This window comes from Salmonella sp. SJTUF15570, assembly GCF_043357055.1.
Classification (GTDB): domain Bacteria; phylum Pseudomonadota; class Gammaproteobacteria; order Enterobacterales; family Enterobacteriaceae; genus Salmonella; species Salmonella enterica.
In genome coordinates this window covers 39,651-65,229 of record NZ_JBEUKJ010000006.1, presented here as the reverse complement: position 1 = coordinate 65,229, position 25,579 = coordinate 39,651, and the positions used below count along the sequence as shown (strand labels likewise).

Annotated in this window: 23 protein-coding genes and 1 pseudogene; 7 read left to right on the top strand and 17 right to left on the bottom strand. The window is 51.7% G+C overall.

The window, feature by feature from the left end; all coding sequences use genetic code 11:
* Positions 1-590 precede the first annotated feature (590 nt).
* Positions 591-1,619 (top strand): HTH-type transcriptional regulator GalR, encoded by a 1,029-nt coding sequence (gene galR, locus ABVN44_RS13560; RefSeq protein ID WP_000201030.1) that lies wholly within the window; start codon positions 591-593, stop codon positions 1,617-1,619.
* Between the two features lie 10 nt (positions 1,620-1,629).
* Positions 1,630-2,652, top strand: coding sequence for a LacI family DNA-binding transcriptional regulator (locus tag ABVN44_RS13555; RefSeq protein ID WP_000968346.1), 1,023 nt, complete (start codon positions 1,630-1,632; stop codon positions 2,650-2,652).
* A 9-nt stretch (positions 2,653-2,661) separates the two neighbouring features.
* Here the strand turns inward: ABVN44_RS13555 and lysA are convergent, their stop codons facing one another.
* The gene (gene lysA, locus ABVN44_RS13550) at positions 2,662-3,924 is read right to left on the bottom strand and encodes a diaminopimelate decarboxylase (RefSeq protein ID WP_000056587.1); all 1,263 of its coding nucleotides are present in this window, start codon (positions 3,922-3,924) and stop codon (positions 2,662-2,664) included.
* 117 nt (positions 3,925-4,041) lie between these two features.
* Between lysA and ABVN44_RS13545 the strand changes: the two genes are divergently transcribed.
* Positions 4,042-4,977: a LysR family transcriptional regulator gene (locus ABVN44_RS13545; RefSeq protein ID WP_023232683.1), complete on the top strand. Its 936-nt coding sequence runs from the start codon at positions 4,042-4,044 to the stop codon at positions 4,975-4,977.
* On the opposite strand, the gene ABVN44_RS13540 is transcribed toward ABVN44_RS13545, so the two are convergent.
* The 6 genes from ABVN44_RS13540 to ABVN44_RS13515 form a co-directional block, all read right to left on the bottom strand.
* Complete coding sequence (locus ABVN44_RS13540) at positions 4,949-5,656, bottom strand: aspartate/glutamate racemase (RefSeq protein ID WP_000848629.1); 708 nt, start codon at positions 5,654-5,656, stop codon at positions 4,949-4,951. The two genes, ABVN44_RS13545 and ABVN44_RS13540, sit on opposite strands and share 29 nt — an antisense overlap.
* Positions 5,657-5,768: 112 nt before the next feature.
* The gene (araE, locus tag ABVN44_RS13535; RefSeq protein ID WP_000253650.1) at positions 5,769-7,187 is read right to left on the bottom strand and encodes an arabinose-proton symporter AraE; all 1,419 of its coding nucleotides are present in this window, start codon (positions 7,185-7,187) and stop codon (positions 5,769-5,771) included.
* 353 nt (positions 7,188-7,540) lie between these two features.
* A complete protein-coding gene (gene kduD, locus ABVN44_RS13530; RefSeq protein WP_000602491.1) occupies positions 7,541-8,302 on the bottom strand; it encodes a 2-dehydro-3-deoxy-D-gluconate 5-dehydrogenase KduD in 762 nt (253 codons plus the stop codon).
* Between the two features lie 56 nt (positions 8,303-8,358).
* The gene (kduI, locus tag ABVN44_RS13525; RefSeq protein ID WP_000383270.1) at positions 8,359-9,195 is read right to left on the bottom strand and encodes a 5-dehydro-4-deoxy-D-glucuronate isomerase; all 837 of its coding nucleotides are present in this window, start codon (positions 9,193-9,195) and stop codon (positions 8,359-8,361) included.
* A gap of 429 nt (positions 9,196-9,624) precedes the next feature.
* Positions 9,625-10,803, bottom strand: coding sequence for an acetyl-CoA C-acetyltransferase (locus ABVN44_RS13520; RefSeq protein WP_000665977.1), 1,179 nt, complete (start codon positions 10,801-10,803; stop codon positions 9,625-9,627).
* Positions 10,804-10,925: 122 nt separating this feature from the next.
* Entirely contained in the window at positions 10,926-11,789 is an 864-nt protein-coding gene (locus ABVN44_RS13515) for a LysR family transcriptional regulator (RefSeq protein ID WP_020839089.1), read from the bottom strand.
* 103 nt (positions 11,790-11,892) lie between these two features.
* Here ABVN44_RS13515 and ABVN44_RS13510 point away from each other — a divergent pair, with 103 nt between their 5' ends.
* Both ABVN44_RS13510 and ABVN44_RS13505 read left to right on the top strand, forming a co-directional pair.
* Positions 11,893-12,348, top strand: coding sequence for a multidrug/biocide efflux PACE transporter (locus ABVN44_RS13510; protein ID WP_001519547.1), 456 nt, complete (start codon positions 11,893-11,895; stop codon positions 12,346-12,348).
* Positions 12,349-12,489: 141 nt separating this feature from the next.
* A complete protein-coding gene (locus ABVN44_RS13505) occupies positions 12,490-13,719 on the top strand; it encodes an amino acid permease (RefSeq protein ID WP_023232682.1) in 1,230 nt (409 codons plus the stop codon).
* A 30-nt stretch (positions 13,720-13,749) separates the two neighbouring features.
* On the opposite strand, the gene rcnR is transcribed toward ABVN44_RS13505, so the two are convergent.
* Positions 13,750-14,022: a Ni(II)/Co(II)-binding transcriptional repressor RcnR gene (gene rcnR, locus ABVN44_RS13500; protein ID WP_000019953.1), complete on the bottom strand. Its 273-nt coding sequence runs from the start codon at positions 14,020-14,022 to the stop codon at positions 13,750-13,752.
* Positions 14,023-14,144: 122 nt separating this feature from the next.
* Here rcnR and ABVN44_RS13495 point away from each other — a divergent pair, with 122 nt between their 5' ends.
* Positions 14,145-15,005, top strand: coding sequence for a nickel/cobalt efflux protein RcnA (locus ABVN44_RS13495; protein WP_052896655.1), 861 nt, complete (start codon positions 14,145-14,147; stop codon positions 15,003-15,005).
* 204 nt (positions 15,006-15,209) lie between these two features.
* On the opposite strand, the gene ABVN44_RS13490 is transcribed toward ABVN44_RS13495, so the two are convergent.
* From ABVN44_RS13490 to vapC, 9 genes and pseudogenes are all read right to left on the bottom strand, one after another.
* The gene (locus ABVN44_RS13490; RefSeq protein WP_023232680.1) at positions 15,210-15,968 is read right to left on the bottom strand and encodes a hypothetical protein; all 759 of its coding nucleotides are present in this window, start codon (positions 15,966-15,968) and stop codon (positions 15,210-15,212) included.
* Complete coding sequence (locus ABVN44_RS13485) at positions 15,955-16,461, bottom strand: CaiF/GrlA family transcriptional regulator (protein WP_023232679.1); 507 nt, start codon at positions 16,459-16,461, stop codon at positions 15,955-15,957. The genes ABVN44_RS13490 and ABVN44_RS13485 overlap by 14 nt, the downstream gene beginning before the upstream one ends.
* Before the next feature lie 108 nt (positions 16,462-16,569).
* Complete coding sequence (locus tag ABVN44_RS13480; RefSeq protein ID WP_023232678.1) at positions 16,570-17,652, bottom strand: hypothetical protein; 1,083 nt, start codon at positions 17,650-17,652, stop codon at positions 16,570-16,572.
* Positions 17,649-18,392, bottom strand: a complete 744-nt coding sequence (gene stdC / locus ABVN44_RS13475; protein WP_198870410.1) for a fimbrial biogenesis chaperone StdC — start codon at positions 18,390-18,392, stop codon at positions 17,649-17,651. The genes ABVN44_RS13480 and stdC overlap by 4 nt, the downstream gene beginning before the upstream one ends.
* Before the next feature lie 40 nt (positions 18,393-18,432).
* Positions 18,433-20,922, bottom strand: coding sequence for a fimbrial outer membrane usher protein StdB (stdB, locus tag ABVN44_RS13470; protein WP_023232676.1), 2,490 nt, complete (start codon positions 20,920-20,922; stop codon positions 18,433-18,435).
* 119 nt (positions 20,923-21,041) lie between these two features.
* Positions 21,042-21,626 carry a fimbrial protein gene (locus ABVN44_RS13465; protein ID WP_023232675.1) on the bottom strand — a complete coding sequence of 195 codons (585 nt, stop codon included), beginning with the start codon at positions 21,624-21,626 and terminating at the stop codon, positions 21,042-21,044.
* Between the two features lie 718 nt (positions 21,627-22,344).
* Positions 22,345-22,977 carry a YfdX family protein gene (locus tag ABVN44_RS13460; protein ID WP_023232674.1) on the bottom strand — a complete coding sequence of 211 codons (633 nt, stop codon included), beginning with the start codon at positions 22,975-22,977 and terminating at the stop codon, positions 22,345-22,347.
* Between the two features lie 46 nt (positions 22,978-23,023).
* Positions 23,024-23,560, bottom strand: a complete 537-nt coding sequence (locus tag ABVN44_RS13455; protein WP_001038500.1) for an STM3031 family outer membrane protein — start codon at positions 23,558-23,560, stop codon at positions 23,024-23,026.
* An 804-nt stretch (positions 23,561-24,364) separates the two neighbouring features.
* Positions 24,365-24,535 (bottom strand): annotated as a pseudogene (vapC, locus tag ABVN44_RS13450) (tRNA(fMet)-specific endonuclease VapC); the annotation flags it as partial.
* A gap of 190 nt (positions 24,536-24,725) precedes the next feature.
* Between vapC and ABVN44_RS13445 the strand changes: the two are divergent.
* The gene (locus tag ABVN44_RS13445) at positions 24,726-25,532 is read left to right on the top strand and encodes a DUF1460 domain-containing protein (RefSeq protein WP_077248415.1); all 807 of its coding nucleotides are present in this window, start codon (positions 24,726-24,728) and stop codon (positions 25,530-25,532) included.
* Positions 25,533-25,579: the final 47 nt, after the last annotated feature.

The window sequence follows — 25,579 nt, the reverse complement described above, 5'->3', positions numbered from 1 at the left end:
CAACTCCCTTTGGCCGACAATTCGCTAAAACATGAATTGTGGCAGATTACACGAGTTGCGTAACAGGAGCGATAGCAAAATAGGTTCGAAAAAAAACCTGCGCATCCGCGCAGGTTGGTGCAAGAGACAGGTACGAAGAGCGTACCGAATAATCTCACCAATCAATACCTCTGGGATCTTGATTGTGGGCTTCGCGCGTCTGCATCGCCAGTCCGAAAACGCAAAGGAATAAACGGAAATGCAACGAGTTGTGTAAATTATCCGTTACTGTTACAGGTTCAGGCGAAACAAAAAAAAACCTGCGCATCTCTACGCAGGTTGGTGTAATTCGTGTGATCAACAATGACGTTGATTCCACCTATCAATACCTCTGGGATCACCACTCTATCAACCTGACTCGCTGGCCTGCCAGCAGACAATCGCAACAGCGCTTCGCAAACTGTAACGAAAGATTTGTATTGTCACTTTACAGACGCATTTCTCCCGTGCAGGTCACATTTGCCCGATACGGCGGGGCAAGAGGCTTGAACAGACGTTCATTTTCCGTAAAACTGGCGTAATGTAAGCGTTTACCCACTATAGGTATTATCATGGCGACCATAAAAGATGTAGCCCGACTGGCCGGTGTTTCAGTCGCCACCGTTTCTCGCGTTATTAACGATTCGCCAAAAGCCAGCGAAGCGTCCCGGCTGGCGGTGACCAGCGCAATGGAGTCCCTGAGCTATCACCCTAACGCCAACGCGCGCGCGCTGGCACAGCAGGCAACGGAAACCCTCGGTCTGGTGGTCGGCGACGTTTCCGATCCTTTTTTCGGCGCGATGGTGAAAGCCGTTGAACAGGTGGCGTATCACACCGGCAATTTTTTACTGATTGGCAACGGGTATCATAACGAACAAAAAGAGCGTCAGGCTATTGAACAGTTGATTCGTCATCGTTGCGCAGCGTTAGTGGTACACGCCAAAATGATTCCGGATGCGGACCTGGCCTCATTAATGAAGCAAATCCCCGGCATGGTGCTGATTAACCGCATTTTACCGGGGTTAGAACATCGCTGTGTCGCGCTGGATGACCGTTACGGGGCATGGCTGGCGACCCGGCATCTGATCCAGCAAGGTCATACGCGTATTGGGTATATCTGTTCCAACCACACCATCTCTGATGCCGAAGATCGCCTGAGGGGCTATTACGATGCGCTGGCGGAAAGCCATATCCCGGCTAACGATCGGCTGGTGACGTTCGGCGAACCGGATGAAAGCGGCGGCGAGCAGGCGATGACTGAGTTATTAGGTCGCGGCAGAAATTTTACCGCGGTGGCCTGCTATAACGACTCGATGGCGGCCGGCGCAATGGGAGTATTAAATGATAATGGCGTGGGGGTGCCGGGCGAAGTATCGCTCATCGGTTTTGATGATGTACTGGTCTCACGCTATGTGCGTCCCCGACTGACCACCATTCGGTATCCGATCGTCACCATGGCGACACAGGCGGCGGAACTGGCGTTAGCGCTGGCAGGGAAATGCCCTACGCCGGAAGTAACTCATGTATTTAGTCCGACACTGGTACGCCGACATTCGGTATCCACGCCGACGGATACCGGACACCTGTCGACAACCGATTAATCAGGGTAGCATGATGGCGACAATGCTGGATGTTTCCCGCCATGCGGGCGTATCAAAGGCCACCGTCTCACGAGTGCTGAATGGGACGGGGCAGGTAAAAGAAAGCACGCGCCAGAAAGTGTTTACGGCGATGCAGGCTCTGGACTATCGCCCCAACCTGCTGGCACGCTCGCTGGCGAATCGCACCAGCAACAGCATCGGTCTGGTCGTCTCTACGTTTGACGGCTTCTATTTCGGCAGTTTGTTGCGCCGGGCGTCGCGCCAGGCGGAGTTGCATAACAAGCAGTTGATCGTCACCGATGGTCACGATACGCCGGAACGAGAGCAGAAAGCCGTACAAATGTTGGCCGACAGACAGTGCGACGCTATTATTCTTTACACTCGCTATATGGATGAGCCGGCGATTTTGTCGTTGATTGACGCCACGGAAATGCCGCTGGTGATTATTAATCGCAACGTCACTCAGGCCCGCGATCGCGCTATTTTCTTCGAGCAGGAGACGGCGGCATTCCAGGCGGTGGAATATCTGATTACGCAGGGCCATCGCGATATCGCCTGTATTACGCTGCCTGTTCATACTCCCACCGGCACATCACGCGTAGCGGGTTATCGCAAGGCGCTGGAAAAGTATGGTATTCCCTGGCAACCGGCAAAAGTGAAATACGGCGATTACACGCTGACGCGCGGCTATGACGCCTGCCGGGAATTACTGGAGGAAGGCGTCACGTTTAGCGCGCTATTCGCCTGTAATGATGACACGGCGCTGGGCGCGGCAAAAGCGCTGCGCCAGGCCGGATTACGCATCCCGCAGGATGTGTCGCTGTTTGGTTTTGACGATGCGCCGGGCGCAACCTGGCTTGAACCGGGGCTTTCAACAGTCTATTTACCCATCGAGGATATGATAGCCACCGCGATCGATCAGGCCGTTCGTCTGGCGAACAGCGAGCCGGTCGCCCCGATCCCGCCCTTTACCGGCACGCTGATTCTGCGCGAGTCCGTCGCCGCGGGCCCGTTTTTTCAACGTCCGGCCTAATGATGCGCTTCAGAGCATCTCCAGCGCTAACAGCTCTTCAATGGTCTGACGACGGCGGATCAGCCGCGCCTGTCCATTGTCAAACAGTACTTCCGGCAGGAGCGGGCGGCTGTTGTAATTCGATGACATTGACGCGCCGTACGCGCCGGTATCGTGCAATACGAGGTAATCGCCGGGGATGACCGCAGGTAAGGCGCGTGTTTCAACCATTCCCCCTTCCTGCTGCGTAAAAACATCGCCTGATTCGCATAGCGGCCCGGCGACCACCGTCTCGACCCACGGGCCATTTTCAAGCGCGCGACCATCCGCCGCCAGCGCCGAAATACGGTGATAGCTACCGTACATCGCCGGGCGCATCAGATCGTTAAAACCCGCATCTACCAGCACGAAATGGCGGCTTCCCATCTGTTTTACGCTACGCACCTGCGTTACCAGCACGCCCGATTGCGCCACCAGAAAACGTCCGGGTTCGATCTCAAGTTTGACCGCATGTCCCAGATGGCGGGCGATTTGCTCGCGCGCCGCGTTCCACAGGCCATAGTAATGGCGCGTATCAACGGGCTCTTCTCCCTCACGGTAAGGTATCGAGAGTCCGCCGCCTGCCGAAATCGCCTCCACATCCTGACCACATTCCAGCACCTGGCGTACCATCGCGCCGCAAACCTGCTCCAGATGGCCATAATCGACGCCGGAACCAATGTGCATATGGATACCGACAAGTTTCAGTCGGTATTTCTGCATTACCGCCAGCGCCGCCGGAAGATCGCTATGCCAGATGCCGTGTTTGCTGTTTTCGCCCCCGGTGTTGGTTTTCTGGCTGTGGCCGTGACCAAAGCCAGGATTCACGCGCAACCAGACGCGATGCCCAGGCGAAACCTGACCAAGCTGCGTCAGCATATCTACCGAGCCGGCATTGACCGGAATATGCAGTTCACTGACGCGCGCCAGCGTGGCGGCGTCAATCACATCGGCGGTAAAAACGATATCATCAGGGCACGTTTGCGGATCGTAGCCCGCCGCCAGCGCACGTTCGATCTCCCCCAATGAAACAGAATCCACCTTGACACCCTGCGCGCGCATTAAGCGCAGGATATGAATGTTCGAACAGGCTTTTTGCGCAAAACGCACGACGTCAAACTGCTGCAGGGCGGCTATCTGACGGCGAATAATGTGCGCGTCATAGACCCAGACCGGACAGCCGAATTCAGCAGGCAATCTGAGCAAATTTTCAGCGTTAAGGTCAGTTTCAGCGTGATAATGCGGCAATGACATAACAAACTCCGGAACAGGCTTTTTAACGATTACGCCATACCTTAGAAAGAATAAAAAATATCGTTTTATTGTCAGTCTATGCAAAAATGATATGGGATAAATGATTCAGGGAAACGTATGGCTGCCGTTAATTTACGTCACATTGAAATTTTTCATGCCGTAATGACCGCCGGAAATCTCACCGAAGCGGCGCGGCTGCTGCATACCTCGCAGCCTACCGTCAGTCGCGAGCTGGCGCGTTTTGAGAAAGTGCTGGGATTAACGCTGTTTGAGCGCACACGCGGGCGCTTACATCCGACGGTGCAAGGGCTACGCCTGTTCGAAGAGGTACAACGCTCCTGGTATGGGTTGGATCGCATCGTCAGCGCGGCGGAAAGTCTGCGCGAGTTCCGTCAGGGCGAACTCTCTATCGCCTGCCTGCCGGTCTTTTCACAATCCTTTTTGCCGCCGTTACTACCGCCTTTTCTGGCGCGTTATCCGGATGTCAGCCTGAATATTGTGCCGCAGGAGTCGCCGTTGCTGGAAGAGTGGCTCTCCGCTCAGCGCCACGACTTAGGGCTGACGGAGACGCTTCATGCCCCGGCAGGAACAACCCGTACCGAGTTACTAACGCTAAATGAAGTGTGCGTACTGCCCTGCGACCATCCGCGTGCCGCCAAAACGGTACTGACGCCAGACGATTTTCAGGGGGAAAACTTTATCAGCCTCTCCCGCCTGGACAGCTACCGACAGTTGTTGGATACGTTATTTGCCGAACATCAGGTGAAGCGCAGAATGGTGGTGGAAACGCATAGCGCGGCCTCCGTCTGCGCGATGGTGCGCGCCGGGGCGGGCGTTTCGATCGTTAACCCGCTGACCGCGCTGGACTATGCCGCCAGCGGCGTCACCGTTCGCCGCTTCAGCATTGACGTGCCCTTTACCGTCAGCCTGATTCGCCCGCTACACCGCCCCGCCTCCGCGCTGGTTGACGCCTTCAGTAAGCATTTACAAACGCATCTTTCGCGCCTGGTCGAACCGCTGGAGGTTATTCTGGGGCCGATGACGAAAGCATAAAGCTCACGGCATCTGCGGCATGAATTGCCGTGGTATCGAAAACCGGTAGCGCGCTTTGCGTCTGGGGAACAAGCAAACCTATTTCAGTGCAGCCAAAAATAACGCCCTGCGCGCCTTGCGCAGCCAGTTGTTCGATAACCTGTAAATAATAGTGGCGCGACGCGTCAGTGAATGTCCCCTGACAGAGCTCGTCAAAAATGACCTGATTGATACGCGCCCGATCGTCCGCCTCCGGCACGATGGTCTCAATCGCAAATTGCTGTTCCAGCCGCCCGCGATAAAAATCCTGCTCCATCGTATAGCGGGTCCCTAATAGCGCCACGCGATGCAACCCCTGACGGGCGATGGCTCGCCCGGTAGCATCCGCGATGTGTAGGAAAGGCAGAGAACAACGAGATTCAATAATGTGCGCGATTTTATGCATGGTGTTGGTACACAGCACAATACCTTCTGCGCCCGCCTGCTGTAACCCCTGCGCGGCCTGCGCCAGGATATCGCCCGCTTTATCCCACTCGCCGCGGCGTTGACATACTTCAATATCGTGGAAATCTACGCTATGCAGCAGTAAGCTCGCCGAGTGCAGGCCTCCCAGCTGCTGTTTAATGCCTTCATTGATTAAACGGTAATAAGGGATAGTCGATTCCCAGCTCATACCCCCCAACAGCCCGATCGTTTTCACTGCGCTCTCCTTTTTGTAAAGCATTATGGCAGTGAAGCAAACTTACACATCCGTTTCCAGTCTATTTTTCATCATGCCGGATAACAGGCGTCATCCGGCATGGGAGGGGTGATTACACGCCAATATTTCTTAGCTTCTCGCCCGCCATCAGCTTGCGTTCGATGTGCTCCAGGGTGACATTTTTGGTTTCCGGAATCAGCCAGAAAGTGATGCCGATAAAAGCGATATTCAGCGCGGTGTAGAGCCAGAATGTACCTGCCGCGCCAATGCTGTCCAACAGAGTCAGGAATGTCGCGCCGATGATCATGTTCGATACCCAGTTTGTCGTGGTTGAACAGGTAATGCCAAAATCACGGCATTTCAGCGGCTGGATTTCCGAACACAGTATCCACACCACCGGAGCGGCGCTCATCGCGTAACCGGCGATACACATCATCGTCATCCCAACGGAAAGCCAGGAGAGACCGCTTGATGCCGTACCGTTATCAAACTGCATCAGGCAGTAGCCCAACACCAATGTCCCTAACGCCATTACGCTGAAACCGATTTTTAACGCCGGTTTACGCCCGGCCTTATCGACCGTAAAGACGGCGATAAAAGTCGCGAACATAAAGGTCAGTCCGACCACCAGCGTGGCGATCATTTGCTGTTCCGTGGTGGTAAAGCCGGCCATTTTAAAAATGCGCGGCGCATAGTACATAATGATGTTCATGCCGGTGAACTGCTGCATTGCCTGTAGCAACATACCGAGGAACACGGCGCGGCGAACATTGCGGTTAGCTTTAAATAATGCCCACCCGCCCTGCTTGAGTTTGAGGCTTTCCCGAATCTCATTCAGTTCATCACGGGCTTTTTCCGAGGTATCGCGCAGCATACGCAGCACCTCTTCCGCTTCAATATGGCGACCTTTTTGCGCCAGCCAACGCGGACTATTCGGCAAGAATACCACCAGAATAATGAGCAACACCGCAGGAAGCGCCAGCACGCCCAACATCGCGCGCCAGTTGCCGCTGTAGCTGAATGCCGTATCGGATAAAAAAGCCAGCACAATGCCTAACGTCACCATCAGTTGATACATACTGATCATTTTGCCGCGAACATTTTCACTTGCCATTTCAGAGAGATAAAGCGGCGCGGTATAGGAGGCAATCCCTACTGCTACGCCCAGTATCACGCGGGCGCCAATCAATACTTCCACGCTGGAAGCAAACGCCGACCCCAGCGAGCCGAGCACGAACAAAATCGCGCCAGCCATCAGGCTATACTTACGCCCCAGCCGGAATGAAAGCCAGCCGTTAAATAATGCGCCAATTGCCGCGCCAAGCATCATGCTGCTGACGACCCATTCCTGCAGCCGGCTGGTCAGTACGAAATGGTCGGTAATAAAAGGCAGCGCCCCGGCGATAACGCCGATATCCAGACCAAATAACAGTCCCGCTACCGCTGCAGAAACCGAAACAAACATATTCATACGTCGTGTGTCGCGAAGCGAACGCGGCGTTAAAGCAGAGTCATGATTAATAGAGACCATATTTTCCTGCCACAACAGAGTAAGACATAGCCTGAAAGTACGGGATACTCTTCCTCAAGTGTCAGGCTGGAAACGGCATAAATATGGATTAAATGGCTACGCTATAGCGATATGTGATGGATATTACACTTTTTAAATTTAACGCCGTTGCCGGGTATTTTTTTAAACCACCAATATTTCAATAAGTTAAACCATTGATCATAGCTATTATTTAACAGTATATGGATTAAGTTAAACCCACAATATGGACTATGTTAATGAGATCATAAAAAAACCCTGTACGAGGACAGGGCTTTATCAGTTTTTTCGGCCAAAGCGTCGATTTTCCCAGAAACGCATTTGTCAGTAGCGGATTAACGCGCCAGCCAACCGCCATCTACCGCTATGGTATAGCCGTTAACATAATCAGCGGCGCTGGATGCCAGGAAGACTACCGGCCCCATTAAATCGCCCGGTAGCCCCCAACGTCCAGCCGGAATACGGTCGAGAATTTCGGCGCTACGTTGTGCATCAGCGCGCAATTGCTGGGTATTATTCGTGGACATATAGCCCGGCGCGATGGCGTTTACATTGATATTGTGTTTCGCCCACTCGTTCGCCATCAGACGCGTTATTCCCATTACGCCGCTTTTCGACGCGGTATAAGACGGAACGCGAATGCCGCCCTGGAAGGAAAGCATAGACGCGATATTAATAATTTTGCCGCCGTTGCCCTGGGCAATAAAATGTTTTGCCGCCGCCTGAGACATAAAGAACACGCTCTTGATGTTCAGGTTCATGACGTCATCCCAGTCTTTTTCCGTGAAATCAATCGCATCTTCACGACGGATCAAACCCGCGTTATTCACCAGAATATCAATATGACCGTATTCCGCCACCGCCCGTTCCAGTAGCGCCGGAATGCCATCGATTTGACGCAGATCGGCTGTCAGGCTTAAAAAACGACGTCCCAGAGCGGTGACGCGCGCAATAGTTTCCGTCGGTTCAACAATGTTAATACCGACAATGTCACAGCCCGCTTCCGCCAGCCCTAACGCCATCCCCTGCCCCAATCCGGTATCGCACCCCGTCACAACCGCGACTTTACCCTCAAGAGAAAATGCATTCAAAATCATTGTTAATCCTTATTTTTGTCATGCCTGTCACGCACAGGCGTTATCACCGGTCGCGACTAGCGCAGATCTTGTACCGCAACGTGATCCATGTCATCGAAGACCTGATTTTCTCCCACCATGCCCCAAATAAACGTATAGGCTTTGGTGCCAACCCCGGAATGTATTGACCAGCTTGGGGAAATAACCGCCTGTTCATTACGCATTACAATATGACGGGTTTCCTGAGGCTGCCCCATCATATGGAAAACGCAACTGTCCTCTTCCATATTGAAATAGAGGTAAACTTCCATACGGCGCTCATGGGTATGGCATGGCATGGTGTTCCATAGATTACCGGGCGCCAGTTCGGTGAGTCCCATACTGAGCTGACAGGTTTCCAGTACATCCGGTACGAAGTATTTATTGATGGTGCGACGGTTACTGGTGAGGTTATCGCCTAAGGTGACGGGCGCAACGTCGGCAGGCGACACTTTTTTCGTCGGATAAGCGGTATGCGCTGGCGCGCAGTTGTAATAAAACTTCGCCGGTCTGCTCGCCTCATTGCTGACGAAGACCAGCTCTTTCGCCCCTTTACCAATATACAGAGCATCACGATGACCAATATCATGGCGCTGCCCGTCAACGATAATGGCGCCCGCGCCGCCAATATTAATGACGCCCAGCTCGCGGCGGTCCAGTAACCGGGAAACGCCAAGCTGTTTACCCACCTCTCCGCCGATTTCAACGGGATGGCTGACGGGCATAATGCCGCCGACAATAATACGGTCGATATGGCTGTAGACCATCGTATATTCATCAGCGACAAAAATATTTTCTATTAAAAACTCGCGTCGCAGCGCCTGGGTGTCCAGCGTTTTAGCGTGCTCGCTATGGATACTTTGCCTTACGTCCACTTTTCCCTCCAATGATAAATCGATCGCAATGGCATAAAATCAAAACACTGTTTTGATTTATTTAACGGCATCATAGTCGCCTGGATAAAGGTTTTCAACAATAAATAAAACAACGTTTCATTTATGTGGTTGGTTATTTTTAAAACTGCTGTAGCGATCACGATCGGCGCTAAAACTTACGCACTTATCTGATTTTCAGACATGTGCGCCAGATGCTGTATGCGGTTACTCAGATAAAAATTGGGGCTTGTTTTGGAACGGGGTCTGATGTGCGAATTGAATTAAAAGCGGTATGCGTCTGCAATGCCCGACGCGGCAAGACGTTCTGCGCTATAACGAAAAAGGGGGTTCTGTCACTGGCTTTGCCCTCGTGATAGAGGGCTTTTTATAACGGAATACTGAAGCAGGAAAAGGATGGCTGGCGCAGGATCAGTCGCGTTCAATGGTTAAAGCAACGCCCTGGCCGCCACCGATACACAGCGTCGCCAGACCTTTTCGCGCGTCGCGTTTAACCATTTCGTGCACCAGTGAAACCAGAATTCGACAACCGGAAGCGCCAATGGGATGCCCCAGCGCAATCGCGCCGCCATTAACGTTTACCCGTCGCTCATCCCATTCCAGCATTTTTCCTACCGACAACGCCTGGGCGGCAAACGCTTCGTTGGCTTCGATAAGGTCGACCTCCGTCAGTTGCCAGCCGGCACGCTCCAGACAGCGCCGGGTAGCATATACCGGCGCAATCCCCATTAGCGCAGGATCGACGCCGACGCTGGCAAACGCGCGGATGCGCGCCAGCACCGGCAGCCCCAGCGCCTGGGCTTTCGCCTCGCTCATCATCATCACCGCGGCGGCGCCATCGTTGATTGAGGAGGCATTACCCGCCGTCACCGAACCTAAACTATCAAACGCCGGATGCAGCAGGGCTAACCCCTCCGCACTGGCGTCGGCCCGCGGTTGTTCATCCGTATCGACAATTGCGGTCTGCCCATTACGTTGCGTGACGATGGGGACAATCTCATCTTTAAAACGCCCGGTATCAATCGCGGCCCTGGCTTTTTGCTGCGAACTGAGCGCATAAGCATCCTGTAACTCGCGGCTGATGCCATATTCCCGCGCCAGGTTTTCTGCCGTCACGCCAATGTGATAATCGTTGAAGGCATCCCATAAGCCATCATGTACCAGACTATCCACCAGATTGTCGGCATCAGGCAACGCGCCGCTACGGCTGTCATTGAGGACATGCGGCGCACGGCTCATATTCTCCTGCCCGCCCGCAATAACAATGTCCGCTTCGCCGCACTGAATAGCCTGCGTCGCCAGGTGCAACGCTTTTAAACCGGAACCACAAACGTCATTAATGGTAATAGCGGAAACGGTAGTCGGCAGCCCTCCTTTGATGGCTGACTGGCGCGCCGGATTCTGCCCGGCGCCAGCCGTCAGCACCTGACCGAGGATGACCTCATCGATAGCGTTAGCGTCCACGCCGGTGCGCTCAATTAACGCTTTTACGACCATGCTCCCCAGCTCGACGGCGGAATGACGGGCCAGCGTTCCCTGAAAACAGCCGATGGGTGTCCGTAAAGCCCCCACTATCACAACCTCTTTCATTACCACCTCAGCGCAAAATGACACCGCCATAGTAGAGCATTGTTAAAATTAGTTATCTTGATTGTTTAAAAAAAGTGAGTTTTATCACAAAGGAAATGACGCTGATTTGACGGTGATACAGCTTATTTCTGCTGCAAATGGTAGCGAAGCCAGTTCCCCGCCGTTCCGGGCGGCGTTTTCTTGTTCCACAGCAAATCAATAGCAATCGCCCTCGGCCAGCCAGGAACATCCAGCTGCGCCAGCGGTTTTTCCGCCGCAAACTCTTCCACCAGCGCGCAGGGCAATACGCACCAGCCAAATCCCTGAACCGCCATGCTCAACAGTAATAAATAGTTTGGCGCTGACCAGGCCGGGCCGCGCGTAATGTTGGCGTTAGAGTCAAGATAGGTATTCAGACGCAGCTCGCGCCAGGTATGCAGTTGCTCCCATTGCAGGTTCGTCTGTGACGCCAACGGATGCGTGGTCGCCACATAAACCCCCATCCAGCTTTGAACAGGCAGACGCGCCGCGCCAATGTCTGTGGGATAGTCATCACGCGCTTCAATCAGACCTATCTGGGCGCGCCCTTTTTGCAGCAGGTCGATGACATCATCATTTTCTCCGATCAAACATTCAAACTCGGTATGCGGAAATTGACGATCAAACTGCGCCATTAACTCTTCCAGACTGTCAGGGTGCAGGGTATCAGAGAGGACGAACGTGAGCCTTGCCTCCGTCTCGCCGGATAACGTCAGCGCCACCTCATCCAGACGGTCGCTCGCCGATAAAATAGCCTGAACGTAGCTAAGCACCCGTTTTCCTTCTTCGGTCAGAACGGGCTGGCGCGAAGATCGATCAAATAATGAAAATCCCAGATCCGCCTCCAGATGCGCAATGGCGGTACTAATGGTGGACTGGCTTTTACGCAGGCGGCGCGCCGCCGCAGAAAACGAACCGCAAGAGACGGTCTCAACAAATGCCATTAACGCTTCAGGTGAGTAACGCATAACCTATCTGCTTTATCGATGGATGTTATCTTTTAGGTATCACATTAAACGATAAAATAGCGGAAATTTCTTTAGCTTGATTAAGAGTAAGGTTTTTTCGTTTATGCAACATGACGCCATACAACGTCGCTCGCTGCCGGAGCGTATTTTCCATGCTGTCTGTTTTGAAGGTATTGCGACTGCGATACTGGCGCCAACGACCGCCTGGCTAATGCAGCGCTCGGTGCTGGAGATGGGCGGCCTGACGATATTGCTGGCAACGACGGCCATGATCTGGAATATCATTTATAACGCTCTGTTTGATCGACTGTGGCCCGCGCATCAGGTGAGACGAACCGCCAAAGTGCGCGCACTCCATGCGTTAGGATTTGAAAGTGGGTTTATTGTCATTGGCGTGAGTATTGTCGCCTGGGTACTGAATGTCAGCCTGCTACAAGCATTCACCCTGGAAATTGGTTTCTTCCTGTTCTTTTTGCCGTACACGATGCTGTACAACTGGGCATACGATGTTTTACGCCAGCGAATAGTGACCCGCCGCCAACAGCGCGTTAGTGCATGATATTGCTCTTTTTTGCCGGGATCGCAACGCTCCCGGCCCTCCGCCTCCACGACATCCATCTGCTTAAAACGCCCCCAACTGACGCTATTTATGGTAAATTGCGCTTCTTTTTGTGTGTTTTATAGTTGATAAATTCAAATAATGTCTAAAATTTGGTCAAAAGATGAGACTCTCTGGAGTTTTGCATTATACGGAACGGCTGTAGGCGCAGGCACTCTTTTCCTTCCCATCCAGTTGGGATCGGCAGGCGCAATCGTGCTATTTATTACCGCGCTGGTCGCCTGGCCTCTAACATACTGGCCGCATAAGGCGCTGTGTCAGTTTATTCTTTCCTCAAAGACTTCTGCCGGTGAGGGAATTACTGGCGCCGTTACTCATTATTACGGCAAGAAAATCGGCAGTATTATTACCACGCTTTATTTCATTGCGTTTTTTGTCGTGGTATTAATTTATGCTGTGGCAATTACCAATTCCCTGACAGAGCAATTAGCGAAGCATATTCAGATAGATATTCGCATCCGGATGGCAGTTAGCTTCGGCGTAGTACTTATCCTGAATATGATTTTCTTAATGGGAAGACATGCCACTCTTCGCGTAATGGGCTTTTTAGTCTTTCCACTTATCGCTTACTTCTTGTTCCTTTCGCTCTACTTAACCGGAAGCTGGCAACCCTCGTTACTGACCGGGCAGATGTCATTGGATAGTCACACGTTGCACCAGGTATGGATTTCTATTCCGGTGATGGTTTTTGCTTTTAGCCATACGCCCATTATTTCGACGTTTGCCATCGACAGACGGGAAAATTTTGGCGATCAGGCCATGGATAAATGCAAAAAGATCATGAAGGTCGCCTACCTGATTATCTGCCTGAGCGTGCTGTTCTTTGTCTTTAGCTGCCTGCTCTCCATTCCGCCGTCATACATTGAAGACGCGCGCAACGAAGGCGTTACCATCCTTTCCGCGCTCTCGATGATGCCCAATGCGCCGGCCTGGCTCTCTATTTCCGGTATTATCGTTGCCGTCGTGGCCATGTCGAAATCTTTCCTCGGCACCTATTTCGGCGTCATTGAGGGCGCAACCGAAATGGTAAGAACCACCCTACAGCAGGTTGGCGTGAAAAAAAGCCGGGCGTTCAATCGCGCGCTGTCTATCATGCTGGTTTCCGGGATTACGTTTATTATTTGCTGTATTAACCCGAATGCCATCTCTATGATTTATGCCATTAGCGGCCCGCTCATTGCGCTGATTCTGTTTATTATGCCCACGTTGTCAACGTACCTGATACCGGCATTGAAACCCTACCGTTCAGTAGGTAATTTCATTACGTTGGTCGTCGGTTTACTTTGCGTATCGGTGATGTTTTTCGGCTAAAGTAAAAGATAGCCGGGATATAACTCCCGGCTATTTAATATAAGAATCCAGCACCTTTAATATTACGTCCAGATCTTCTTCACGCCTGGCTTCATCACTCTGATGAACGATATGCTCGGTCAGATGCCCTTTAATCACCTCACGCATTAAGCCATTTACCGCGCCGCGAATCGCCGCGATCTGTTGTAACACGGCCGCGCATTCATGCGGTTCATCCAGCATTTTTTTTAGCGCTATCACCTGTCCCTGAATCTTGCTGGTTCTGGCTTTAAGCTTTTGTTTGTCCCGGATGGTATGTGACATTGCAACACCTCACTAACATTAACGAATACAAATTATAGCATTACGATGCTACTGGGGGGTAGTATTCCATACTGGGGGGGAGTAGAATGACGCCCCACATAAAACAACTAAGAATCATTCTCATGGGTGAATTTTCGACACTTCTTCAGCAAGGAAACGGCTGGTTCTTCATTCCCAGCGCCATTTTATTAGGTATTTTGCACGGGCTTGAACCAGGGCACTCCAAAACTATGATGGCGGCTTTTATTATTGCCATTAAAGGTACGGTTAAACAGGCCGTCATGCTCGGTCTGGCAGCAACGCTTTCTCATACCGCGATCGTCTGGTTAATCGCTCTGGGTGGGATGTATCTTAGCCGGGCATTCACCGCACAATCAGTGGAACCATGGCTGCAGTTAATTTCTGCGATCATTATTCTGAGCACCGCGTGCTGGATGTTCTGGCGGACATGGCGAGGCGAGCAGCAGTGGCTGGCGGGAAACCACCATCACGACCATGACCATCACCATGACCATGACCATGACCATGACCATGACCATGACCATGACCATGACCATGACCATCATGGTCACATACATCCGGAAGGCGCAACGTCAAAAGCGTATCAGGATGCCCATGAACGCGCCCATGCTGCCGATATTCAACGCCGTTTTGATGGTCAAACAGTGACTAATGGACAGATCCTGCTATTCGGCCTGACCGGAGGGCTTATCCCCTGTCCGGCTGCGATCACTGTTTTACTGATTTGTATCCAGCTTAAAGCGTTTACGCTGGGCGCCACGATGGTGCTGAGCTTTAGTCTTGGCCTGGCATTAACGCTGGTGACGGTAGGCGTTGGCGCGGCGATAAGCGTTCAACAGGCAGCAAAGCGCTGGAGTGGTTTTTCGACGCTTGCCCGGCGGGCGCCCTATTTTTCGAGCATTCTGATTGGTCTGGTCGGCGTGTATATGGGAATTCATGGCTATACCGGGATCATGCAGTAAATATGTAACGCTTCTGCTCAGGCCGTATCATTCACGTCGGGTTTCATTCCAGAAGCGTTTTTACTTATCAAACGGTATGAAAGGCCATACATTCAGCGTCCCGCCTGAATTCTGTATTTTACTCCACTACAGGCAAAACATACCCCACCGCCACCGGGTGTAGCCGGCGTGTCAGTGTTTCTGGATAGGGTCGCCGGAGGCGGGTTATTGCGGAGCGATAAACGGAGTTCGCTGCAGTGATTTACAAAACCGGGTACCAAACAGCAGTTCCCGTAATCGGTTCCGCATTCCCAGCTTCACCAGTAACCGGTATTTGTCCTGCCAGATTTGCTTCTCCTGTGTATTCAGCCTTCCACACAACGCTGACAACCTTCCTCGTCCACGGTAAACTTCCTGAAGCAAGCGTAACTGGGCCAGGCTCACTCCGCATGCCAGTATCTCCCGGTGCATCAACTGATCCATATAGTTCATCAACCGCTTCGGATTGTTAAATATCGGTGGCACTTCCAGAAAGCCCGTCACCGGATCCGGAGATAACAAAAAGGCGTCCAGCGCTCCTGTCCTGCGCAGGCGTGCGCCCCCGGCCCACTGTTCATCCCGCCGCCACCGAATAAGTATCTCCGCCAGTTCCTGCTCCAGCAGCGCCGGGATGCCGCCGTATACCTTCAGTACCACCCGGTCGCTGAAAAACAGCTCATCGCTGATAATCATAACCGGGTAGTCCGGCAGTATCTGTCTCAGGGAATAGAACAAAAAGAGATGTTCACGGGGACGCAGACACAGTATCAGTATGGCCTCCGGTTTCCGACGTAATTGCTGCAACAGAACAGGCAGCCTGTATGCGGTTTCACAGTTGCAGCCCGGCAGAAATCTTCGGACCAGGTGTGCCACGGCGATCGTCACCGGCCAGCAGTCACCGTAAACGATAATCTGCCGGGCCGGTATCCGGTTATGTTCCGTCATCCTCATCCTCCTTCTTTTTCAGGATCTTCCCCGCATTTCTGTTACTGCACAGCCGGTTCCACAGTTCATTTGCCATCGACCTGTCACCATTACCGACCCGGCGTTTTGATACCAGCGGCGGTCCGGCTTTTTCACGGCGCGTGGACGGGGTGGGACTGCCAAGAACCCGGATAACATAAATCTCATAGCGTCGTGCTTTATTGGGCAGGGTCTGGTGACGGCAGATGCTGACCACCCGCGATGTTTTGCTTCGCAGATAGGCAATCAGGTAGCTGGCCCGTCTGGCCGTGATGTGAAACGCCTCTGCTATCTGGTTACGCTGAACCCAGTTCTGCTGCAACAGGCACCAGTGTGCCACGATGATATACAGGGGCTCGCCGGCATACTGGCGGACACTTACCGGAATAAAACAGGCATCATGGTTGGTCTGTCCGGGATAATGAATATCGTTACCTGAAAAAACTATCTTCTCTTTTGATTTATCAGAAGACATGCAGACTCTCCGTTTTTTTAGTGAAAAAGACCGAGAAGAAAAAAATAATCATAAAGATAAATTTATAGCTATTTTTAATTAACTATCAGGAAATGGTATTTAATCCTGCTAATTGTAAGTAACAATAACTGTCATTGCTGCTGAAAAAGCACCTGTTTTAATTACCTCACCGGGTATAGCTTCGACCTTTGCTTTGTACCGTTTTATAATTCTGCCACCGGCACCGTTATCAAGATGGATAGGTCCCATATCTGCTTTCACATTAAATTTAACTGGTGTGTTATTATCCACATCCATTACCGACAGTCTGAAACCATTGTTTTCTTGTTTATTATTCTTAAGAATCACGGTGCTGTCAGCATCTGCCAGTGTCAGACCGTTGGTCCTGAACTCTATAGCCAGTGGGGCGACGAACGGGATCTGCGTTCCGACATTCTGTTGTGCTGTAACGGTGAAAGGTACTTCCCTGGGCACCATGGTTTCCTTATATTCCGTATAAAAATGCCCCATTTTGATAGTATTAGAAGGAGAGATAATAACCGTGCCTGAGTTGTCAGGAATAAACCTGAGATTAAACGCAGAAACAGTTAAAGGTCTGAATGGAACAGTTGGTGGCCCAACAGATATTGAGGGTTGTGACGGGCTATAGGGATATATATTAATTTTACTTTCCGGAATATTTATGTCCACAAAATTATTACTGAAAACCTGTTCAACAAAAATACGTACTGTAATCGTTCCGCTCCGGTTATATGTTTTTTGCGCTTCCATACGTTCTCCGAATGCTTTTGAACTGGACCAACCGGAAAACCCTGCCTGTATATCCTTCCATGAAAATAGCGCGGGAGTCCCGTTCCCTTCCTGAATAACGATATCCATTCCAAGACCACGATCTTTTAGCGCAGTGGCTACCTGTTTCATATTGGAAAGCGAAACTGCTGTAGAGTAAACAAGTGAACCAATACTGCTCCATGTTGTAGTACAGGTATAACTTATGGGAACAGTAATCTTCTGCAGTTCCTGCCCCTGTAAATATTGTCCTCCCCTCAGACTGATATTCTGAATATTTACATTTCCATTGGCATCACATTTTGACCAGTCGTAGTTTGCCCGCGCAGAATCACAGACAGCAAAGAAAAGAAACACACCTGACAGTATCAGTGATTTCATATCGAATAATCGTCCTGTCATGATGTCGCCCCTGCGTCCTTAAACGCGCAACTCAGGGCATCGCAGGTGTAGCGGTTCATCTGCAGTCCACCGTAATCATCAATATACCCCACCCACAGCGTCCGGGTTTCTGCCGGCAGAAAAGCCTTTAAAGGCAGGCTCCCCAGGGGTGGCACCATCACGCCCTCGCGGAAACCGCTGAGCCTGTGGCTACGGTCTGCTCCCAGCCACGCCACAGTGATGTAGTACGGCGTCGGGTTTCTGAGGGTCAGATGTCCCGCATTTCGCTCAGCGGTCAGCTTTCTTTCCGGCTGGTCACTGCTGCTTCTGATAATGGCTTTAGGACGGTAAAACAGTTTCAGCTGGCTCTGCATGGCCAGCTGCAGGACGTTGTCGTCTTCCGGCTTCGGGGGAACGCCCCGCACGTTAAACCAGAACAGCGTTTCCCTGTCCTGAGGGAGCTTATCTGTCAGCCCACGAACCTGGGTAATGCGGACCTGGGATTTCTGTCCGGCATCAATACGCTGCAGCGGCGGCAGCGCCATCAGCGCATCGGTTCTCACCCCGTCAGCGTCCGTCACCCAGGACTGCGCCAGAAACGGCGTGGTTTTATCATCGTTATTCAGCGTGATGGCCACCGTTTTCTGCGGCGCATCCATGATAATACGGGTCCGGTCGACATTGACGGCCTCCGGGCTGCACTGGCTCCATGCTGCCGCCAGCGCGAGTAAAATCACACGGCTTCTTCTGCTGTTTTTCACCTGTTTTCTCCTTTAGACCTGCTCTGTGACAGGGATATTTTTATCTGCAGGGCAGTAACAGCGGCCCCCGGCTGAGTGTCACCGTTTCCGGCAGGGTGAGTCTGCACTGCACCCGGCCATCCCAGGACACATTCAGGGTCCGGCGGTCTTCCCCGCTGAGACCTGTCAGGTAGGCCAGACCGCCATCTCCGACCATCCCCGCGGTTCTGCCGCTTTTCCCGGACACCACCAGGGCGCCAAACGGCGGACTTGCGCTATCAGCCAGCCGGATATGACCGAGCACCTGCTCCCCCTGGCTGGCGTCAATCTTCCGGTAGCCCACCGCGCCCTCCGTCAGTACCTGACTGATGACGGAGCTGCTGACGTCCACGTCCTCCGGCAGGGCGGCCACATCAACCGAAATATCGCTGCGCCGATAGCTGCTGCCGGCGCTCACCACGCCCACCCCGAAGCGGTTGGTCACTCCGCTGTTGCCGTTCACCGGCACACCGGCCACGTCTCCGGTATCTATCATCATGCGAGGCTCATTCCCGGCCATCGACTGGCTGAAGGCGGCGCCGTGGGCGGTGGCGGTCACCGAGCCGTACCAGCTCAGGCCCAGGCTGCGGTACTGTCCGGGCTGCAGGGTGGCGTCCGCTGCCGCCTGGCCCCACGGCAGACGGCTCTGCACGCTGCCGCTGAAGCTGCTGTTACTGCCGGTGTCATAGCGGTTATGACCGGCGCTGATGTTCCATGTGGTGTCCGGGTTATGGAAATCGCTGTAATTCACGGTCTGCTGCAGGCCACCCCGGTTATCTTTCTGTACGCTGTAACTCACCTGGCGGCTGTCTCCCCACGGGATACTGATGGTGGCGTAGACCTGGTTCTGGCTCCCCCCGCCGGTGTACTGGTTACGGGCAAACGACACCGAGGCCGAGAGCCCCTGAAGGTCGCCGAGACTGAACACTTTATTGAAGCTGAGCATGTAGTTATTGTTGGACTGCGCATTCCAGTAATTGAGCCGGCTTACCGAGAGGACCGCGCTCATGTTGAGTACCGGAACGGACTGGCTATAAGTCACGGTGTAGCTCTGTTTTTCATGCCATGCATCGCCGCCGTCGGTGGCCCGACGCTGCAGGTACTCCGGCATGGACAGAAAATGGCGGTCCGAGAAGCGGTATCCGACGAACGCCAGGGTACTGCCGGTTTTATCAAACGTTTTGGCATAGTTGATACGGTAGCTGTAACCGGACTGCTTCTGCCCATGCGGCAACCGCGCATCTGAGCGGGTGACGTCCGCAGACAGAGCGCCCAGCAGCCCCATATTCTGGCCGATCCCGAGCGCCGCGGACTGGTAGTCGCCGGTGGAAGCAATGAGGCCGCCATACAGCGACGTGTTGTTAAATGCTCCCCAGGTGGCCTCCCCGAGCAGAAAGTCAGGGCTGACCGTGCTGTTGTTATGCGTCCCGCCGTACAGCGGACGTCCGGCGGCCACCTTATAGCGAACCTGTCCCTGGCGTGCCATAAAGGGGACGCTGGCCGTGTTGACCTGCCAGGTCCGGACGCTACCGTCGCTTTCCCGGACGCTGACATCCAGGTTGCCGCTGATATTCTGGCTCAGGTCGGGAAGCTCAAAAGGCCCCGGCGACACCCGGGTCTGGTACAGAATGCGGCCATTCTGGCTGACGGTAACCTGTGCATTACTGTTCGCAATGCCGCTGATTTTCGGGGCATACCCCTGAAGAGAGGGCGGCAGCATGCGCTCATCGCTGGCCAAAGTGAGCCCGGCAAAGCGGAAGGAGTCAAAAATAGCGGAGCTGAGGTACGTCTGTCCGAGCGTCAGTTTTGAGCGCAGTGCTGGCAGGGCACGGAACAGATACGTCTGCGGCAGATAAAAATCGGACTGTAATGCGCCCCGCCCACTGTCAAAACGGCTGTACTGGTAATCGCTCCGCAACCGCCAGGCGCCGAGATTAAACCCGGCGGTGCCGTAGAGGCTGTAGCTGGTAGAGGTCTCCCCCTGCTGCGGCATATAGCGGTTGGCCATCAGGCTGTAATCGAGCAGGCCGGCGGTGACGCCGTCGCTCCAGCGTGAAGGAGGCACCCAGTCCGGGTCCTGATAACGCATCCAGGCCTGGGGGATAATGAAGGTCAGACGCTGATTTTCAGCGCTGTACCGTACCTGACTGTCAGCGGAGCGCAGCTCAAGGCATTGCCCGTCCGGGATACCGGTAACGGGTTTCAGGCCATGAATAATCTTATCCTTAAGACCCAGCATGGCCACCATGTCTGTTGTCACACAGATGACGGCCGCGTCGCGTCCGGCAACCGGTACAACTCTGACCGGATACTGTTCCCGTACCGGCTGGTCATTGAGCCAGATATCGAGAATATAGTTACCGGGCGCCACATACCCCTCGCGGCTGAAGGCCGTGAGGTCCACGTTAGACAGGTTCCCGCTGTCCAGCAGGCTGGCATTGAACTCCGTGGCCTGCGACTTCAGGACGGAAAATGTCAGGGTAATCAGAATGGCAAGCCGGGTAATTTTCATGGCATGGCGCTTTCGTGTTGTCGTCCGTGTAACAGACAGCCCGCAGGCACAGTCAGATATAAAAGCCGTCCGATCCCCTCCGTGGACGGCTTCTCCCTGTCGTTATTTACTGCGTAAAATCACAAGTATTTCAGGGTGTAGGTGACGGATGCGTTAACATCGCCAGGAGTTGCGGCATTTGTCAGGGCTATCAGGCGGGCAAAGAAGTTGAGTTCGTTATTCCCGGCCTGCAGTTGCTGAGCTTCGCCATCCGGCATCGGGGTGTTGGGCTCGATAATTGTGGTGTTGTCACTCTTCAGTAGCTGGACACCAACATGCTGGGCCCTGCCGGTGCTGACGTAAGCTTTACCTGAGGTATCAGCTGTGCCACTGAAAGAGACGGTTACTTTAGACATTTTCCCTGCGGAGCCGGCTATTGTAGTTTCATTCGGATCGAAGGCGCAGTTCTGCAGATGAATGGTGAACGGTTTTGAGTCCGTGGTTGCGTCGGCGGTATTCAGTTTACGGTAAGAAATCTGTCCAAACGGAACGGTGATCGCATCGTCGCCCGGTGCGATATCACAGGGTGAGTTGGTGATGGTACCAGTGAAAAGAATTTTACCTGAGCCGAACGGGCCTGCTGTGGGTGTAGTATCGGCGGCAAATACAGAAGCGCCATACATCATACCGGCAGCTGCCATGGCAAGTATTATTTTATTACGCATAGATAATATGTCCTTTGGGTGAATGAGAATTATTTTGCAAAGGCTGAAAACAAATATGAGGGTATTAATGAAAGCGTTCAGAAAAGATTCGTATGAATAATAAACGCCGGGTGTTAAACGAAGCACCTGAACTTTCCATCGAAAAATATTGATTTCAGCTAACGCCTAATCAGTTGTAAGAAAATTCTTATTCAAATTAAAACAATAAAAATAGATCGATACGATCGATGATTATGATCGTAATTTAAGAATAATCATCAAAGAAATACTTTTTAATGTAATTATAAGCAGATGAATACCTAACAGACAGATATTCGCAGCGGACATGAAATATTTTGTAATATGTTATCGGGAATGTATGTTTTGCTTTTCCATCACACTGGATATTTACAAAACATAATACTAATCATATATAGCAATGAAATTGCTGGCAGCATAAAAAACCAGATATGACGCAAGTGAAAGGCATTTAATTTCAAAACATTAACTTAATAAATGATTATGAACCATCATAAGTGGAAGGAATAAAAAATAATAAATGAAATGATATTCTTCTGTATTTGTGATGGGCATCACAATAGATATAAATGCAGGTACCCTGACATTTCTGAACTTCGCGGATGAAATTTAAAAACAATGCCGACAGCAAAGAACAAACTGGTAATAGCTGTCAGACATAATGCTGCCTGCTGTAATGTATACAGCAGGCTGGGGGATATTAATGCGCGGCGTCGTGCTGCACAGAGTGCGTGGGTGATTCCTGAACTGACTGAGAGTCTACAACTATGCCATCCTGAGCTGATTTCAGTAATAGACCTGCCTGATAGTATTTTCCTTCGTTCATCAAGGAAAGCGCTGTGGTCACATCCTTACGGGTTTGCTGAAGAGGAATGAGTTCCTGATTTTCAATAACACTGACGCCTGCTAGTTTCAGGGCCTCTATAGTCCCTTTTTTATCTCCTTCTTTCATTTTCTGGTTTGCTTTATTAATAGCATCATTTTTCTGGCCCGCAGGGAGATAATCTTCTGCTACCGTAATCGATGAATTTATCCGAATATAGTGGTCTCCTTCAACTGGGGCTTTTTTATCTGATTTGACATACAGCTTCCAGTCAGTGCTGTCATCGTTCAGGAGTTTTTCTGCTTGCGCAGCCAGTTGTTCCGCCTTTTGGGTCCGACCATTAAACAACTCGAATCGCGACATTCCGATATCACGCATGGCCTGCCAGGCCTGTCCGGATATCTTGTCATTATTCAGAGTAACGTTATCAGTCATGTTTGTTGCGGCCATAATATTTCCTGAAAACAGGATAAACATCAGCGCAACGCCTGGCATAATATGGCTTTTCATAATCCATCATCTCCACAAAGTAACATTTTTTATCGGATTATCCTATTCAGAACCGGTAACCCACGCCAAGATTAAAACCATTGCTATTAAGGCTTCCGCTGTTATGGGTAGCATCAAAATCCGCTCCCTCATAACCCAGAGTTATAGCGACATTACTGACCGGGGTATAAGCCACGCCAGCAGAATAACCATATCCGACCTTACTATCAGACTCATTTATCCCGTGATCACGCTGATGCAATAATACGGGGCCCACTTGACTATACAGACTTAACTGGTTATTTATTTTCCATGAGGGGCCTGCAAGCAGGGAGTAATAACGGGTTGTTACACGACCATTACTGCTTTCATCGGAATAGCGCTGGCTTCCATTTAGCCAGGCAAATGAGGTTGTCAGCCCCCAGTCCGGTGACATTTCATAGTTGTTTGCCAGCCGAACCCCACGCAACGTCCCGGCGTGATTAGTATGGGACTGGGCGTATCCAAGTGAAAATGTACTGGCATTATCGTCTGCCCATACCGGACTGGCTGCAGCAGACAGCAGAACAATACCGGCACTTCCGGCTAATAGCATTTTGTTCATCTTCTTCTCTCCGGTTATTTTTACCTGATGCCTTACTGGCATGTATTAAGTTAAAATCTTTCCGTGATAACAAACTATAAATAAATCTTTTAAATTATGAGCGCTGTTACGCCAGCAAATACCTTTATCTCCGGCTGTCGGGAGGCTATTCACGAAAATATATCCAGGCCAGAAACAGTATTTAATAATAAATAAACTGAAAAATAAAAACTGACAAAAATAGAAGTTCACTGATATATACCCAAAATAATTCGAGTTGCTTAAAGGCGGCAAGGGAGTGAGTCCCCAGGAGCATAGATAACTCTGTGACTGGGGTGAGCGACAAATCTGCCGGGAGCAGATTTGAACGTCGCGTGCGACGGCCCATCAGGGCGAGGTCCATGGATGGACTGAGTAATCCGTAGCCAACACATAAGCCACTTGAAGTATGAAGGGTATATAACGGGAAAGAAGGCATATCGGCCTGGTAAATCAACGTCTGTGACTTAGTTGCAGGAAACGGCTATGGTGAGGGGGGGCGGCAGTTATCGGGCAGTAACGGCATTGTTCAGTGAGTATCCAGGAAACAAAAAAAGAAGGGAGCTGTACTCCCTTCGTAAACATGTCAGAATACGACATTTTGGTACTCTTTTATTTATTATCTGGCCGTAAAAGTTATGCTGTTGGCAGATATCTCCAGTCAACATAAAAAAATACCACCAGCTAAAAATGTGATGCAAACCACCATTAAGCAGGTAACCAAATTGACTGTGCCACTAAATCCGGAAAAGAGTTTGAATCCGGGGATAACATCTGATGCAGAAATTAGCACCAGTCTTCGATTCGGATACCCGGAATGCGTTCAAACTCGCGGAGATTGTTTGTGACGACGACCAGTCCGCGGCTACGGGCATGGCCAGCAATCATCTGGTCATAAGGCCCGACAGGTGTTCCCTTGCGGGCCAGTTCGGCACGGATTTGACCGGTATGTATCGCCAGCCTGAAGGGGCATGTTGGCTTTGACGATCAGGCAAAAAACAACGGCGAATAAAGTCGTATGATGATCTTCACATTTATCATCATCAGCGTTCATATTACTCAACCTGTAATCAACCTCTGGCGTTTTTCTGTATCCATCACAACCATTTCCGGTAAAGGTAAAAAAGGGATTTGAACCTTTCCGGAGATGATAATGAAGGTAAATGCATGGACAATTTTGCTTATGTCGGCGCATCTGACGGCCTGTGCCGTCCCTGGCACAGAAAAATATCAGACCAGCATGGACAGCGTTACGGCAGAAAAAGTAAGCCGGATTATCCAGTCGGATGTCATTCCTTATAAAGGCGAAAACCATGGAGAAGTTATTAGCCGCGTATCGTCTGCTTTTCTCGGAACACCTTATCAGGCGGATACGCTCATCGGTGGGCCCGGAACCCCCGAAGTCCTTGTAGCGAATTTCAACGGCGTGGACTGCTTTACCCTGGCTGATTACGTTGAGGCCCTGGCCCGCAGTGATAATCAGAAATCGTTTCTGCATAATCTTGCCAGGACTCGCTACGCCGCGGGCAAAGTTGCTTATCTCAGCCGCCGGCACTTCTTCTCTGACTGGTTCGCCGCAGCACCGCGTAATGCACGGGATGTAACGCCGGATATCAGCCCTGATTATGTCGTTGTTGACAAGCAGCTTAACCATAAACCTGATGGCGGCGAGTACATTCCTGGTCTGGGCATCCATCCTCGTAAAATAAATTACATTCCCGGAAGAGCCATCAACCAGCAGGTCATGAACCACCTAAAAAACGGGGATTATATCGGTGTCTACTCCCCGCTTGACGGGCTGGACGTTTCACATGTGGGTATCGTAGTTCGCCATGATGAACAGGTGTGGTTCAGGAACGCCTCCTCATTGGCCGCAAACAGAAAAGTGGTGGACACACCGTTTATGGAATACATGCATTCCAGACCGGGCATCGTTGTGCTGCGGGCTGAATGATAAAGTCATTACCGGAGTCGCCAGCTGATAATAGCCGTCCGACATAG